The sequence below is a fragment of the Nosocomiicoccus ampullae genome (genome assembly GCF_019357495.1).
Lineage (GTDB): Bacteria > Bacillota > Bacilli > Staphylococcales > Salinicoccaceae > Nosocomiicoccus > Nosocomiicoccus ampullae.
In genome coordinates this window covers 543,311-558,168 of the sequence record NZ_CP079110.1, presented here as the reverse complement: position 1 = coordinate 558,168, position 14,858 = coordinate 543,311, and the positions used below count along the sequence as shown (strand labels likewise).

11 protein-coding genes and 2 pseudogenes are annotated in these 14,858 nt (G+C 30.7%); all 13 read right to left on the bottom strand.

What is annotated here, in order from left to right:
* Positions 1-90 precede the first annotated feature (90 nt).
* The 13 genes and pseudogenes from KPF49_RS02845 to KPF49_RS02790 all read right to left on the bottom strand — a co-directional run bounded on the left by KPF49_RS02845 (position 91) and on the right by KPF49_RS02790 (position 14,791).
* Positions 91-1,482, bottom strand: a complete 1,392-nt coding sequence (locus tag KPF49_RS02845; RefSeq protein ID WP_183674336.1) for a GntP family permease — start codon at positions 1,480-1,482, stop codon at positions 91-93.
* A gap of 59 nt (positions 1,483-1,541) precedes the next feature.
* A complete protein-coding gene (pdxA, locus tag KPF49_RS02840; RefSeq protein WP_183674333.1) occupies positions 1,542-2,543 on the bottom strand; it encodes a 4-hydroxythreonine-4-phosphate dehydrogenase PdxA in 1,002 nt (333 codons plus the stop codon).
* Positions 2,544-2,561: 18 nt separating this feature from the next.
* Positions 2,562-3,842, bottom strand: a complete 1,281-nt coding sequence (locus tag KPF49_RS02835) for a four-carbon acid sugar kinase family protein (RefSeq protein ID WP_183674330.1) — start codon at positions 3,840-3,842, stop codon at positions 2,562-2,564.
* A 12-nt stretch (positions 3,843-3,854) separates the two neighbouring features.
* On the bottom strand, positions 3,855-4,604 hold the full coding sequence (locus KPF49_RS02830) for a DeoR/GlpR family DNA-binding transcription regulator (protein ID WP_183674327.1): 750 nt from the start codon (positions 4,602-4,604) through the stop codon (positions 3,855-3,857).
* A gap of 181 nt (positions 4,605-4,785) precedes the next feature.
* On the bottom strand, positions 4,786-6,474 hold the full coding sequence (locus KPF49_RS02825; protein WP_183674324.1) for a DUF262 domain-containing protein: 1,689 nt from the start codon (positions 6,472-6,474) through the stop codon (positions 4,786-4,788).
* Positions 6,475-6,486: 12 nt separating this feature from the next.
* Positions 6,487-7,134: a DUF6339 family protein gene (locus KPF49_RS02820; protein WP_477529364.1), complete on the bottom strand. Its 648-nt coding sequence runs from the start codon at positions 7,132-7,134 to the stop codon at positions 6,487-6,489.
* Positions 7,135-7,206: 72 nt separating this feature from the next.
* Positions 7,207-8,055 carry a hypothetical protein gene (locus tag KPF49_RS02815; protein WP_183674319.1) on the bottom strand — a complete coding sequence of 283 codons (849 nt, stop codon included), beginning with the start codon at positions 8,053-8,055 and terminating at the stop codon, positions 7,207-7,209.
* Complete coding sequence (locus KPF49_RS02810; RefSeq protein WP_183674316.1) at positions 8,052-9,962, bottom strand: hypothetical protein; 1,911 nt, start codon at positions 9,960-9,962, stop codon at positions 8,052-8,054. Before KPF49_RS02810 ends, KPF49_RS02815 begins: the two co-directional genes overlap by 4 nt.
* Positions 9,963-10,091: 129 nt before the next feature.
* Entirely contained in the window at positions 10,092-13,247 is a 3,156-nt protein-coding gene (locus KPF49_RS02805; RefSeq protein WP_183674312.1) for a DUF3427 domain-containing protein, read from the bottom strand.
* Positions 13,248-13,377: 130 nt separating this feature from the next.
* Positions 13,378-14,235, bottom strand: a pseudogene (locus KPF49_RS02800) (IS3 family transposase); the annotation flags it as partial.
* On the bottom strand, positions 14,235-14,402 hold the full coding sequence (locus KPF49_RS08050; protein ID WP_183674286.1) for a hypothetical protein: 168 nt from the start codon (positions 14,400-14,402) through the stop codon (positions 14,235-14,237). The gene KPF49_RS08050 and the pseudogene KPF49_RS02800, both read right to left, overlap by 1 nt.
* 54 nt (positions 14,403-14,456) lie before the next feature.
* Positions 14,457-14,555 (bottom strand): annotated as a pseudogene (locus KPF49_RS08180) (helix-turn-helix domain-containing protein); the annotation flags it as partial.
* A complete protein-coding gene (locus KPF49_RS02790; RefSeq protein ID WP_183674283.1) occupies positions 14,552-14,791 on the bottom strand; it encodes a helix-turn-helix domain-containing protein in 240 nt (79 codons plus the stop codon). The gene KPF49_RS02790 and the pseudogene KPF49_RS08180, both read right to left, overlap by 4 nt.
* Positions 14,792-14,858: the final 67 nt, after the last annotated feature.

Sequence of the window (14,858 nt, the reverse complement as noted above, 5' to 3'; positions counted from 1 at the left end):
AAATTTCCCCCTCCCAATAATTTTGTATAATGTGAAAACTAAAAAGCCCTCTTCATAATACTTTGAAGAGAGCAAACATATTATAATTAATTATATAAATAAGCTTAAAATAACTAAAGTAATTCCCGATACAGCCCAACCAATTGTTGTCGGAACGGACCAAACAAGCACCTGTTCTTTAACTTTCTTGATTCCCATCATTCTATTAACAACCCAGAATAAAGAATCATTAAAGTAAGAAAAAATCATTGCACCAAATGCCGCTGCTTGAGCTGCGAGTACTGGATTAATGTCTAAGTTACCGAGTATTGGCGCAGAAATTGAAGCTGCCGTAATCATAGCAACTGTACCTGATCCCTGGATGAGTCGCACAAATGTTGCAATTAAGAAAGGAATAAGTACTGCTGGAACACTCCAAGTTACTACTTCTTCTGCAATAATTGTTCCTGCACCACTTTCTCTTAACACCGCACCAAATGCGCCACCAGCTCCTGTTACAAGTAGAATAATACCCGCATTGTTTAGACCGACTTCTAATTCATTTAGTGTTTCTTCAACCGTAAATTTTTTGGCTAAAGTGAATAATGAAAATAACAAACCAAGTGCAACCGCAATTATCGGACTACCTAAAAATGTTATATAGGAATAAATCGTTTCATTAATATGTAACACATCTGTTTCAACTAGTGCATTAACCGCAGTATTACCAAAAATTAATAATAAGGGAATTAAAATAGGTAATAAAGATAATGTAAAGCTTGGTAATTCTTTTTCACGTTCAACCGCTTGATTTTTAAAATCTTCAAATACCTCTTTAGAAGTTGGACGGTAATATCCTTCTCCTTCTTCATTTGGTAATTGATAAATCTTTTTCCCAATCCACTGAGCGTATAATACACCAGAAATAACAACCGGAACGGATATAACTAATCCTACTAATACCATTAAACCAATATCCGCATCAAAAATACCTGCAACACCTAACGGTCCAGGTGTTGGAGGAACTGCGTGGTGAGTCGCTACTAATCCAATACCAAGTGCAACACCGAGAGTTATTACCGATTTACCCGTCTGACGTGATAATGCTTTAACAAGGGGATGTAAAATAACAAATGCTGAGTCTACAAATATAGGTATTGAAATAATATAACCTGCAATAGCAATTGCCCACTCTTCTTTTTTCTTTCCAACAAATTTGACAACCTGATAAGCAAGTCTTTCAGCGGCACCTGATATTTCCATAATTTTTCCAATCATGATACCAAAACCAATAATAATACCAATTGAACCTAACGTTGATCCAAAACCTTCTGACACAGCAGTAACTACTTCAGTTGGTTCCATACCGCCTATTAACCCAGCCACAATAGCTGAAAGAATAAGAGCTAAAAATACATGAACCCTTGTCTTAAGCACTAATAATATTAGTAATATAATCGCAACGATAAGACCAAAAATCATTTGTGATGAAGATACTTCCACAATAGATCCTCCTATGTATGAGTATAAAAGGCGCATAACCTATTGCGCCTTTTATGAATTTACTTTCTAAAGCTTAAAGCATATTTTCCAGCTAGTTTAATAGCCTCTTCCATTGATTCACTCGATGCTATATTTTTACCTGCAATATCAAAAGCTGTTCCATGGTCAACTGAGCTTCTTAAGAAAGGTAAACCATTTGTAATAGAAATAGTTTTATGGAAATCTGTCATTTTTGCTGCGATGTGTCCTTGATCGTGATATAGAGAAATTACTGCATCATATTTACCATTTAACGCTTGGAAGAATACAGAGTCAGCGGGTACTGGTCCTGTTACATCATAGCCATCCTTTTTAGCCCACTCAATACCAGGTGTAATCTCATCAACCTCTTCCATTCCGAACAAGCCATTTTCTCCACTATGTGGATTTAGTCCAGCAACAGCAAGTTTAGGATTTTCAACACCAAGTTTAATTAAAGCATCATGTGAACGTTCAACATAGTCACGTACACGTTCTTTCGTCATTTGTGCAATTGCATCTTTTAGAGATAGATGACGTGTTAAGAAGAAGATACGTAAATCTAAAACTTGGAACATTGTTAATGGATCATGAGAGTTAGTTAATTCTTCTAACATTTCTGTGTGCCCGATAAATGGAACTTTAGCCGCATATAACGATTCTTTATTAATAGGAGTTGTTGCCAGTGCATCAACTTCATTTTTCATAGCAAGATCAATTGCTTTTTCAATATAATCAAACGCTGCTTGTCCACATTGTGCTTGAATTTCACCAAATTCAAACTCATCCATATTAACATTTTTCATATCTATTAAATCAATTGTGCCCGTTTCAAACTTCGCATCTTTAACAGATTTAATCACATTAACTTTAAGTTCAACACCCGTTATTTCAAGTGCACGTTCGATCACATTACTATCCCCAACAACTACGATGTTAGAGTCATTTAAAATATCTTTATTTAAAAATGATTTAACTGTAATTTCTGGACCAATTCCAGCTGGATCTCCCATTGGTACTGCGATAATTGCTTTTTTATTCATAAAAATTTCCTCCTAATTTTAAGTCGCTTTTAAATATTGTATTGCTTCATATATAGTTCTAATATCACCAATCATACCGCCTTTAGTAATAATTGGCAGACCGTCGTATTCACCATCAATGAGCGTTCCATACGCTGTTAATGGAGCAACCTCATCTATCAAAGTAATACCGTTTGCATTCATAATAGTAGTTAGTGACGCAGTCACATCCCCACCACTAGTAAAGCAACCTTTTATAGTATAATCAGTTTCATCAATTATTTTTTTAGTAATTATTGCTAAACCGTCAGTAATTCGTTTAGTAACTGCTTCTGGTTGTACATTATTTTCTTTCGCTAGCTTTTGTATATCAATAATGACTAGATTCTCTTCATTAGTAGTAATAATAACTGTTTCACTTGTTTTTAATTTTAGTTTTGCTTGTCTTACACAACGGTTAATTTCATTTTCAAAATTATCATCAAAAGAAGCAAGCTTATATATATCTGGAACAATCGGTTTAATATCCATACGATCTATGAGATAAGCTAATTGCTTCTCTGTCACTTTTGTTGCACTACCGACTGTTACAATAATTTTGCTATTATCTACTTTTTGATTTGCTTTAAATTTTGAATAAGCTGATGTAAAAGGACCCGAATCTACAGGTATAATAGGTAAATTTACCTTCGATAATGACTCTGCAATAAATTCAATATCTTGATTTGTCGCTGCATCAATCACAACAATTCTTTTACCAGATTGAGTTATACTTTTAAACTTTTCAATAAAATCATCACAGTTACCTGATAATTCATTAATCGTCAATAAACCAACTTCATATTTCGATTGACTTTCTATTATCTCTGAAATACAAGATGTGTTAATTGGCATAATTGGATCATTTGCTACATCCGTTTTATGTAATGGAATGTTATTAACAACTAAGTATCCACCAATAGTAACTCGACCAGAATCTGGGAATGAAGGTACAACAACAGCTACATTATCTTCACCAACATAATCAAGTAGTAAGTCAATTTCGTTGCCAACATTACCACGCATCGTCGAATCAATCCGCTTACAAATAAAATCAATGTCACATTTAAACAGGCTCTCAAGCGATTGATTTATACGTGTTTTTAAGATATCTTTATTTAAATATCTACTATCTGTATCAATAATTACAGTATCGATATCTTTATTACTTATAATATCTTTATTATAAAAGTAAGTTGCTGGACGAAACCCACTTTTACTCATACGTACACCAGTTGCATTCGCTCCTGTTAAATCGTCTGCTATAATTCCAATTTTCAATTAGATAACTCCTCAAATCACTTTTGTAAATTGCTGTATATAGTTCTTAGTAGCACCATCTAACTCACTGTTTACGACGATACCATCAAATTTGTCTAAGCTTGCAATTTTAGAATAAGAATAACGGTCAAACTTACTATCATCGACTAATAAGTACGAAGAATATCCACTATCAATCATTAGCTTTTTGATAAACGCTTTTTCTCTTGTTGGCGCATAAATTGAACCGTCAAAAACCGCTTCTGTTGCAACAAAAGAGATATCGAACTTAGATTCTTCTAAATACTTAATGGTATGTACCCCATACATAGAACCTACATTGTTCTGAATAATGCCTCCGGTTAAAATTACAGTGTGATGACTATCCACTAAAATAGACGAAGATTTAATATCATTAGTCGCAATTGTTAAAGGAAAATTCACATCCTTCAGTAATTTAGCTAATTCAAACGTTGTGGTTCCAGCATCTAAAAATATATGATCATTTGGTTTAATAAAACTAAGCGCCTTAATAGCAATTTCTTTTTTCTCGTCCACCTTAACTAACTGCTTTTTAAAAAAAGGCAACTCAGTTGTTATATTATCCATAAGCATATAACCATTATTAGTACCAAGAACAATCCCGTCATCCTCTAGCTCTTTTAAGTATCTTCTAACTGTCATTTCAGATACTTCAAGAAGCTTTGCAATAGACGTAATTGTCAAAGTTTCATGTTCACTTAAAAACTCTATAATTTTAGACTTTCTAGATTCCTTAGACAATCGCATCACCTAATTTTTATTGTATTGATTATTTCACAAGTTGTAAACTATTTTGATAATTTTTAACAATATTTTATTTAATAATGATAAATATTAACATATATTTCCATAATTAAACTGTTAATAATTTCTCTCAAATGAAAAACTCCCCTAAACACAATAGTTAGAGGAGTCCATATATTTAAGAGTTTTTAGGCCAAACTTTTATAGCTTTATTAGCTAAATCTTTTTGACGTCTTTCAATATCTTTTATAGTCCATGTTTTATTTTTAGTCAGCTCTTGCGTCATGGAGATTTTAGATTCAGAGTAAATTTCTTTTTTGCGGTCAAACTTTGCGTTTGATGCACTCTGATTTTTCTCATCACCCAGTAATGTAAGGTTACCTAATCTTTGTAAATATTGCTCATGATCTTCTTTAATAATACCCCAATCATTCTTTTTTGGCGATTTCGGCATGATGTGTTCAATATGAACTTTCATATTATCTTCATTAACTCTAATCTCACGTTCTTCAAAGTTTTCTAATTCTCTTAATAAGTAACGAACTGTTTGAGGTCTTCTCACTGTAAATGTTTCGAAATTCGCTTTAAATTCATCATCTGAAAGTGTAAGTTTCTTTAGTTCAGCCACAATATTTTCAGCATTTTTGAGTTCAGATTTAGATATTTTTAGTGCTATTTTAGCAAATTCCTTTTCAAGAGTATTTGCTGTCATACCACCAACGACAACATTTCTAACTAATAACACTTCAATCGCTTTTAGTACTTTTCCAATATCATCATCTTCATATTTTTTTAATTTCATTGCTATAATTATCGGATAGTAAGTTTTTGCATTTAGTTCATGAAGTTTTATAAGTGTCTCAGTAATTGGTTTATTAAAATAATTCTCTTCTTCAGGCAATACTAAAGCTCTGTATAACCGTGAAAGCTCTAATAATTTCTCACTTAAATTTACACTATCTTCTACTGTATTTACTTTTGAACGAATATTCATATATAGTTTATTTCTAGTAACAAAATGATTCTCAGCATTCCAAAGATACCTAATGTATGCTGTTAAATCTATACCATCTAAATCTAATGCCATTTTTGACCAATTAGATTTTACTTCTTCAATTCTATTTTGTCCTACTCTAAAGAGGTGATTTTTTAATAAATCTGATGTTTCTAAATCTTTTCCACGAGCATTTAAACTTTCAAATATAATAAATGCTTCATTTAAACTATTTGTTTCTACATACATCACAATCATATTTTTTAAAAATTCATCGAACATATCATATAGATGATTTGCTTTTTCTACATCTTCATTGAATTGATTTAAATATTCTTCTAATTGCTTATTTAGGTAGCTACTAGAATTATAGATCAACTTTTCAGAGCTAGATAAATCTTTAATAACGATTTCTTTTTTATAACCCATTTCTGGAACAATATATTTTTGGAAGAAATCATCATCTGCTTCTCCGAGTCTTAATTTGACTTCTTTTTTGAACGTACTATTTTTTAAGTGGTTAACATTAACTTCCTGAACAATCTCTCTAGCATATTCCACAGCTTTTACATTTTTTGTGGAATTAAGAAATTCAAGTGCTTTTGTTCTAAATGCATCTAAAAATATTAATGAAGTTGTAATTCTCTGTTGTCCATCAATGATATTTCTAGTTTTATTACCCTCTTTATGAATAACTACCTGTCCTAAAAAGTGTTCATTTAAATCATCATCTTCATATAATTGAATAAAATCTGACCAAAAGTCATCTACTTGATCCTTCTCCCAGGAGTAACCTCTTTGATATTCAGGTACAGAAAAACTACTTTGTAAAACTGTTCCTATGCCTGAAAACTGTGAGTTTATAATTGCCATATTTTACATCCTTTAACTATAAATCTTTTTCATATTATAAAGTTCATCTCTTAATTCTTCTTTATCAAGAAGCGGATACATAACGACTGGATAACGTTTGTTCATCTCATATACGATCATACGACTCAGTCTTAGGTCTTTACCTGCTTCATTTTCAACTTTCTTTTTTAATTCTTCAGATAGTCCTTCTTCATCAATAATCATAAGTAAATTTAATATAAATTGCTTATTTCTAAAAATATTATATTTGATGAGATAGTTATATAAGTCTAAATTCTCAAAAATAATCTCACTCATTCTAATTTTTTCTTCTTCTGAAGTTAGACCACTATTTTCAATATATTCAGCAGCAATCATACATTTATAAATATAGTTTTCCCAGTCAAACTTCTTAAAAACTATATTATTAAATTCTTTTAAACTTTCTTTGATTTGAGGATAATGATCCAAAATATAATTTCTCATCACTTGTATTAAGTATGAATGCCAAAACCTTCTATCTAAATGTATTGAGCGCTCTGTATGTACCATATTTTTTCTTAAAACAGTAATTGCTTTTACAAAATCTTCTACAGGGGCGTTCGCGAGGTATATTGGAAATTCAAATGGTTCATCGATATTTACACTGTCTTCAGAGAAATAATCTTTAGATACTTCGATTTCACCATTTAGAAAGTCCGTATAAATTTGTTGCTTTGATTCTTCATCATTAAAATAACCTTTTTTAAAAGCTTAATCCTCATGGCTACTCAACCTCTCAATTGAGTCAACAAAACTTTCAATAATTTTATAAGATATTTTTGATATTACATAATCTATATTGCTATATGAAAGTTCAGTGATCCCTTTATTTAACATTAATTCGTAAAGCTTAGAGTCTAATGCAGAATTGGTATCATTTAACTCGTATAAATCAATTGCCTCATCACCATGTGCATTATAATTTAAAAATTCTACAAGAGCTCTACTAAGTCCTGTGTATATAAACATATTTTTAAGTTCACTACTATACTGATTTAATAGATATTTACTATCTTTAAATGAGAGAACTATAATATTCTCCCTTATATCAGCTTTAAATAGTTCTTCTTGATTAGAATTAACCGCTGTTTCAAATAATGTAAATGGATTCGTTTGTGATCCTTTAAATTCTTCAATATTGCTATAGCCTAATATTGAGTTTCTTTGAACAACAATATCTGTCTTATAATCATTATAAAAATTATGTAGATCATTATTATTTGCAAAGTAAAGTGTGTTTAGTGCACGAATTTGTAGTTGAATTTTCGTTCGACTTAAAAGCGTTAACCTACTTTTAGGAATCGTAACTGTTTCTTCATCATAATCTAATTTTTTAAAATAACTATCTTGGGAATTTATAACAAATACGAGCTCAGCATAACCTTCTTTAAGTTTCTCTTTTAAAAATGAACTTCCAAGTTCGTATTTAATTTTGAAGGTGTACTCAGTTTCTGTATCGAATAAATCTTCAATTTCAAACTCAAATAAGTTGTTTTTATAGCTTGTTCCATCATTCGTCATTACAGGATATGGAAATATCGAATCTCTTGAGAAAATCACTTCAATACCTCCAATACATATTCAAATTTTAAATTGTTAATTTCATTATTATATTTATTAAATCCTAAATGAACTCTATTATTATTGATTTTAATATTTTTAATTACATTATTTTCGATAATATAATTTGAGTGATTATCTAAATCTTCAATTGAATTATAAATATCTGTTAATCTTATCGTATTAGATTCTGTCTTACCTTCACCATCAATCACAAAGAGTTTTAGATTTATATGATCATCTTTAATCATGTTGCTGTTAATAAATTCTGTAAGATCAATTTGAACAATTTCTTTTCGACCAATGTCAATTCTATCAACTAAGTTTGTTGGTGTTGAATAGTTAACATATTCACTGGTTTTATTAGTATTTTTCTTTATCGGAGTTCTTGTTACTTGTCTTTGTTTTTTTGAAGTTGTTCCGGTTTTGTTTCCTTTTCCTCGTTTTTCTTTTTGACTTGGAGTTTTTGTGATTTCTTCACCTTTTGATAATGAAACTTTATTACCGATATCTTTAAGTTTTGATGTGAAGTTTGATTCTGTTGTAAATAAGATGTCACCTGTGTCTAATTCCCCTTCAGTAGGGTTGGCTTTTTCAAAATATTCATTAATAAGTTCGGCCATCTTTTTGTTTAAGTTGTTTATAAAACGAACTGCATTTCTATTTTCTTCTTTATCACGTATATCTTCTGCAGAAATAGCTGTATGTGATTCGTTTTCTAATGATTTCAAGTAATTATCTTCTTTCATACCACCAATTAAAATCGCATTAAATGGTTTTCTAACGTTACCTTTTACTTTGAAATCTTCTATCTTCATACCAATTGTTCTTAATATCGCAAGTCGTCCGGTGCGAATCGATTCATCATATTTAAAGTAAATATCAAAGTTATAACTCTCGTCTCTACTGTCAACTGTGATACTATGCTTTTGTTCATTTAAATATGTATCTACATATATCGGAGTAAAATGTTCTCTTATTTCTTCGTAGTCTACTTCATAAATCTCTGGATTATTCACTAGATTTTCTAAGTTTTCATGATCAATCACAGTTAATTCATTTTCTTCGTCATAATAATTTACAATAAGCTTCTGATCTAAAATAGCTAAAAAATAGTTATCACAGATTGCTTTTATAATATTATTTTTATTCGCTAATTCTTCTCTTACATATGGAATAATAATCTTTAAGCCACGTGTATCTTTATTAAATACTTTATGATTATTTAAGTTTTTAAATGGTATGAATTTCTTATTACCATTATCTTCCATAACATCCGTATAATAACCTGTTGAACGATAGCCTTGACCATTATATTCATGTTCAATTAAATGAACCGAACCACCTAAATGCTGGTTATTTTCTGCGTCACAATTCGCAAAATACATTAAATGAATTTCTGAAGCTGCGTTATTTGCAATCTTACCAATACCATGCGATCCACCACGTGTGATTTCATGATCTTTATCTTTAGATACTGAGTGGAATCCTTTTTTATATGCATAAATACCGTACGTATCCTCAGGATTATCAGTCTGACCATTATTTGCCCCAGTAAGACCCTTAGTATTTTCATCTTCAAAAGAAATAACTGGAATAGTCTCTAATTCATACTTACTCTGCATAAACTCAACAGTTTCTTTTGTGTATTCATTTTGTCCTTCCATTGAGTAAATATGTTCAAATAACTCCTCAATTCCTGGTAAGTCGCTTTTTCTAACATTAGTATTCCTAATTGTTACAACTACTGGTTTTTCGAAATCTTTATGTAATCTCGCATCTAGCGAGTTTTGTAAATTTTCTTTAATAGTCCCTTCAACACCATTTCTTCTAAACCCTTCTAAAGAGTTATCGAAGTTATATTGCTCAAGTTGACTTATTTTTGCAAATTGAAATGCTTTACTCATACTACACCTCTACTAATACTAATGAAAACGATATTTCACTTATATAAATTAGATCACACTTTAAATTTTTAGTAAAGATCTTGAAGTTTTAAACAAAAAAGAAGCCTCTTTTAAGGAGACTTCTTCAAATTAACTTTCTAAATCATCCATAACGTCTTTTGGAACTGGTTGTTTAAAGTTCCATATAATCGACATTGGTTTTCCACCTTCATGTGATTCGTATTCTACTTCGCCGAGATAATAAAATGGTAGAGTGAGTTTGTCTTCACTGTTTTCTCGTCGTACGAATAGATGTATTTTATTATCATTCTTTTTATGGTGGATATATTGTTGTCCGGTTGGCGTATTTTCATGTGTTTGATTTTGTGATTGCCAATGAAATTTATATTGAGATATAAAATAATCATCGTATAGTAGATGCTCTTCTACCGTTTTTTCGTTTTTATCTAAGTTTACGAATAAGTAATGATCGCCTTTATATTGTAGTACACCTTCACGTAGTGAGTTGATATCTTTGTCATAACCAATTAATGCAAGGGTTTCACTTCTTGAATATTGTTCGTATAATAATAATTCATTTTGATAATTTAAATTATTCTCGGGATAATTTTGTCTATAACTCAATTGTATAAATTCTAGAAACTCTTTAAGTTCTTTTTGAACATTATTAGATAACTCGTATTTTGAATTTAAAACTCCGTCTTCATAATTGAAGAATCTCTTCTTTTTATAGTTAATTTTTGACGTTCTTACAAATGCATAATGAATCTTTTCTTTTGCCTGATTATTAAGTTTTACTTTTAACTTATCTTCAAGGAAGTGAATGACTTCTCTTTCTTTTAATTTTTTATTTAATAAAATTAATATAAATATTATTGGATCATATAGAACTTTCACTGGTATAGCTTTCATAATTTGATCCATTATAAATGTTAATTGTTTCGACTCATTAATTTCTTTGTCGACTTCTCGTTCTGCTTTTATTCTTTTATTTAATATCGATAAATTTTTATAAGTACCTTTAAATAATCTAGATAATGACGGTGCTTGCTCATGACTATAAAAGTCCATGATAGATAGTTTCTTTTCGTCATTTTTAGTTTCTAATCGTATCACTTCTAAAAATTGCCTTGCATCTTTTTGAATGAACTCTGCTTTCATAAAGTCTGTTGTATCGATACTTTGTAAAATTCGTTCTTTAGAAATATGATCGAGCTCGATATGAATAGAATTTGATAAGTTTACGAAGTTCTTTTTAACGCTATTTTTAAGCTTTTGTTTATCAATAAATTCTTTGTTACCGTTTAATGCGATAGGAATGAGGTAATTATTTCTACTATTAGTAACGAAATCGAGCACTGTTAAATATTCTTTATCTTCAGCTTTACGTAGTCCACGACCGAGTTGTTGTGTAAATATAATCGCAGATTCAGTCGGACGTAAAAATAGAATTAAATTTACTTTAGGAATATCGACACCTTCGTTAAATAAATCAACGATAAATATAATTTCTAATGGATGATTGTCATCTTCTAACTTTTTAATCACTTGTGAACGTGTATTGTCATTATCTTTTCCTGTTAGAACTGTTGAGTAAAATCCTCTTTTTTGAAATTCAGTATTCATATATTCTGCATGCTCAATATTTTGGCAAAATGCTAAACATTTTCTCGTATCTGTTAGTATGTATTGATTCATCTTTTCAACGATGAAATCTACACGTCGATTTGTATTTAAAATCTTTACGAGTTCATTTTCGTTAATATCATCTTTTCCAGCTAAATCAATCGTGCGATCACTAATACCGTAATATTGAAACGGTACGAGCAACTCACTTTCTAGCGCGTGCTGAAGTCTTACATCAACAATAATATTATAATCTGATAGTTCATAAATATTTCCACCATCTGTACGGTCTGGTGTTGCAGTTAGTCCTAATAAAAAGTTCGGTGTAAAGTGATCAATAATTGCTTTATATGTGGGGGACGTTCCATGATGGAATTCGTCAATGACGATTAAATCAAAATCATTCGGGTTAAATTTTTCATAGTCATTAATTAATGTTTGAATAGAAGCAAATGTAAATTTCGCTACTTCTCTTTTACTTCCTTTATAAATTTTGAAATTGTCTTCACTGTCATTTTTAAATATCGTTTTAAAAGTTTCTTTCGCACCATTTAATAATTCAATACGATGGGCAATGAATAAAACATTTTTAGGATTTAATTCTTTTGCACACATTGCAGACAAAAATGTTTTTCCAGTGCCGGTTGCTGCGATCGCGAGACCTCTTTTATAACCTTCATTAATAGATTCAAGCATATTTTTAATCGCCGTCATCTGCATAGAGTTTGGTATAATCTCTTTTGATTGATCTCTAGATTCTAACTTACTATTAAATGATGATTTTATAGGTGTTAAAATATTTTTTGTTTCTAAAAAGTGTGCGTACTTATTAATATATGCATCTGTTGCTTCTACTGTATTATCATGATTCCATAGTCTTTCAAAGCGCGTCGACATATTGTCATATATTGAGTCACTTGCACGTTCATAAGTTCTAACGTTCCACTCTTCACCTGTTTTAAGTGCAGCTTCAGATATGTTAGATGAACCAATAATTACCGAACCATAGTTATTGTCTCTATGAAATATATAACCCTTTGTATGAAAACTATCTTTTGGATTACTACTTTCATACACTTTTAATTCTATATTTTCATAACTATTTAATACACGCATTGCCGCTGGTTCTGTGACATTCATATAAGTCGTTGTAATAATGCGCCCTTTAATATTATATTCTCGGAGTAAATCTAGTGTATTTATGAGTAGATTAAGTCCAGAGCCTCTCACAAAACTTACAATAATGTCAAAGCTTGAACATGTTAATAATTCATTTTTTAAATGGTTAAGTAAAAAATCACCTGTCGAATGATCATTCACTATTAATTTACTTTCCATTAATTGAAAATCATCAGTCAATTCATACTTATAAGCATCTAGATATTCATTTCCATATAGTGATAATGCAAGCGGAAAAGTTTTTAACTCTCCAGATACTCTTTCATTCATATAACTCACTAAATCTTTGACAGAATAATGAGTGTTATTTTTAAATTGCTGAATTTCATCTTCTGTTTTTGCTTCATGTTTATTATGAAAATATTCAATCGATGCTCGATTACTTAGTAACTTTTTATTCAGTAAATATTTAGATGTTGTTTTATATTCTTCCATCGCTTCATGGATAATTGAGTCATTATCAAAACGTTCATATGACATAATATCACCACTCTCTTGTTAGTTATATTACACCACTAAATATTTTTATTCTCAACCATTAAAAAAGCACGCGTTTCGCGTGCGATTATGTACCGAACCCATAAATCCGGACATTCTTGTCCGTGAATTCTTATATGGCTTGTTTCCTGTATTGAACAGGAGACAGGCCATTTAATTTCTCTTTTATTCTTTTGTTGTTGTACCAATCAATATATTCTTCTAATGCCTCGATTAATTCTTGAACACTTTGATATTTAACACCGTAATAGATTTCTTGTTTAAGCAAACTAAAGAAATTCTCCATAGGTGAATTATCTAAACAATTTCCACGTCTAGACATACTCTGCTTGATATTATTCTGACCTAGTAATTGTGTCCATTTGACATGCTGATAATGAAACCCTTGATCTGTATGAATCATGAGATTATGCTCTATAGGCAGCTTCTTAATAGCTTTCTCTAGGGACTCACAAGTAAATTTTACTGTAGGTGATGTAGAGATACTGAATGACACAATCTCACTATTATATAAGTCCATAATGGGTGAGAGATACACTTTTACATCTGAGTTGTCCACTTTGAACTCAGTTACATCACTGACATAAACTTCATTCATCTGATCTACGTTAAATGCTCTGTTTAGCTCATTATCTGCAATTTTTCCAACTTCACCTTTATACGAACTATACTTTCTACTTCTTGTTGTGAATTTCGTACACAATAAATTGTACTTCTTCATAAGTCTGAGCACTCTTTTATGGTTCACAATAATACCTAGATTCTTCAGTGCGAGTACAACTCTTCTATAGCCGTAAGTAAATCTAGATTCTTGAATGATGGATTGTATTTGTTGAACTAATCGCTGCTCAGATTCATTTACCTGATTTAATTTTTCTTTCCATTCATAAAATGAAGATCTTGGTAACTCAGAAATCTCTAACCAAGTATTCAGTTTAACTTCTGTTTTAATTTGCCTTACTTCTAGTACTACTTGCGTCTTTTCTTTGTTTGAGCACGCTTTTCCCGAAGCAAGGCATCCAACTTTTTTTGGTAAAGCAGTTTTGCTTCAAGGTACTCATTTCTTTCTCTTAGTTCAATAAGTTCTTCTCTTTCAGACTTTGATAGTTTTTTTGGTTCATGGTTATTCTTAGGCATAGTCGTTCCCTCACGTTTTCTAGGTCTTCCTAAAGTACCACATAAGCCGCTATAGCCTTCCAAATCATACTTTCGCTGCCAACCAGCTATTGTAGATGGATTCTTGATCCCAAAGACTTGAGCTGTTTCTGAATAGGAAGTTTCGTTATTTATCCTGAAGTTTCGTTATTTATCCTATATTTTAATACGGATAACTTAAACTCACCAGAATAACGTGTTTTAGATAAACTTTTCTTTAAACCAACTTCGCCATAGAGATTATAAGCCATTATCCAATTGTTGATCGTGTCATGGCTTATATTAAACTCTTTTGAAAGAATGATTGCTCCAAAACCTTCTTCATATCTTCTTATAATTTCTAACTTCAAATCATAACTATACTTTGACATACGAATAACCCCCTAAATCCGTGTCCGGATTTAGGGGGTTAGTGCAATAAATCTAACACGCCTTTTA

Coding starts and splice junctions, on each gene's coding strand:
- pdxA (WP_183674333.1), bottom strand. CDS start 2,543: ATGAATAAAAAAGCAATTATCGCAGTACCAATGGGAGATCCAGCTGGA.
- KPF49_RS02825 (WP_183674324.1), bottom strand. CDS start 6,474: ATGGCAATTATAAACTCACAGTTTTCAGGCATAGGAACAGTTTTACAA.
- KPF49_RS02810 (WP_183674316.1), bottom strand. CDS start 9,962: ATGAGTAAAGCATTTCAATTTGCAAAAATAAGTCAACTTGAGCAATAT.
- KPF49_RS02805 (WP_183674312.1), bottom strand. CDS start 13,247: ATGTCATATGAACGTTTTGATAATGACTCAATTATCCATGAAGCGATG.
- KPF49_RS08050 (WP_183674286.1), bottom strand. CDS start 14,402: ATGCCTAAGAATAACCATGAACCAAAAAAACTATCAAAGTCTGAAAGA.
- KPF49_RS02790 (WP_183674283.1), bottom strand. CDS start 14,791: ATGTCAAAGTATAGTTATGATTTGAAGTTAGAAATTATAAGAAGATAT.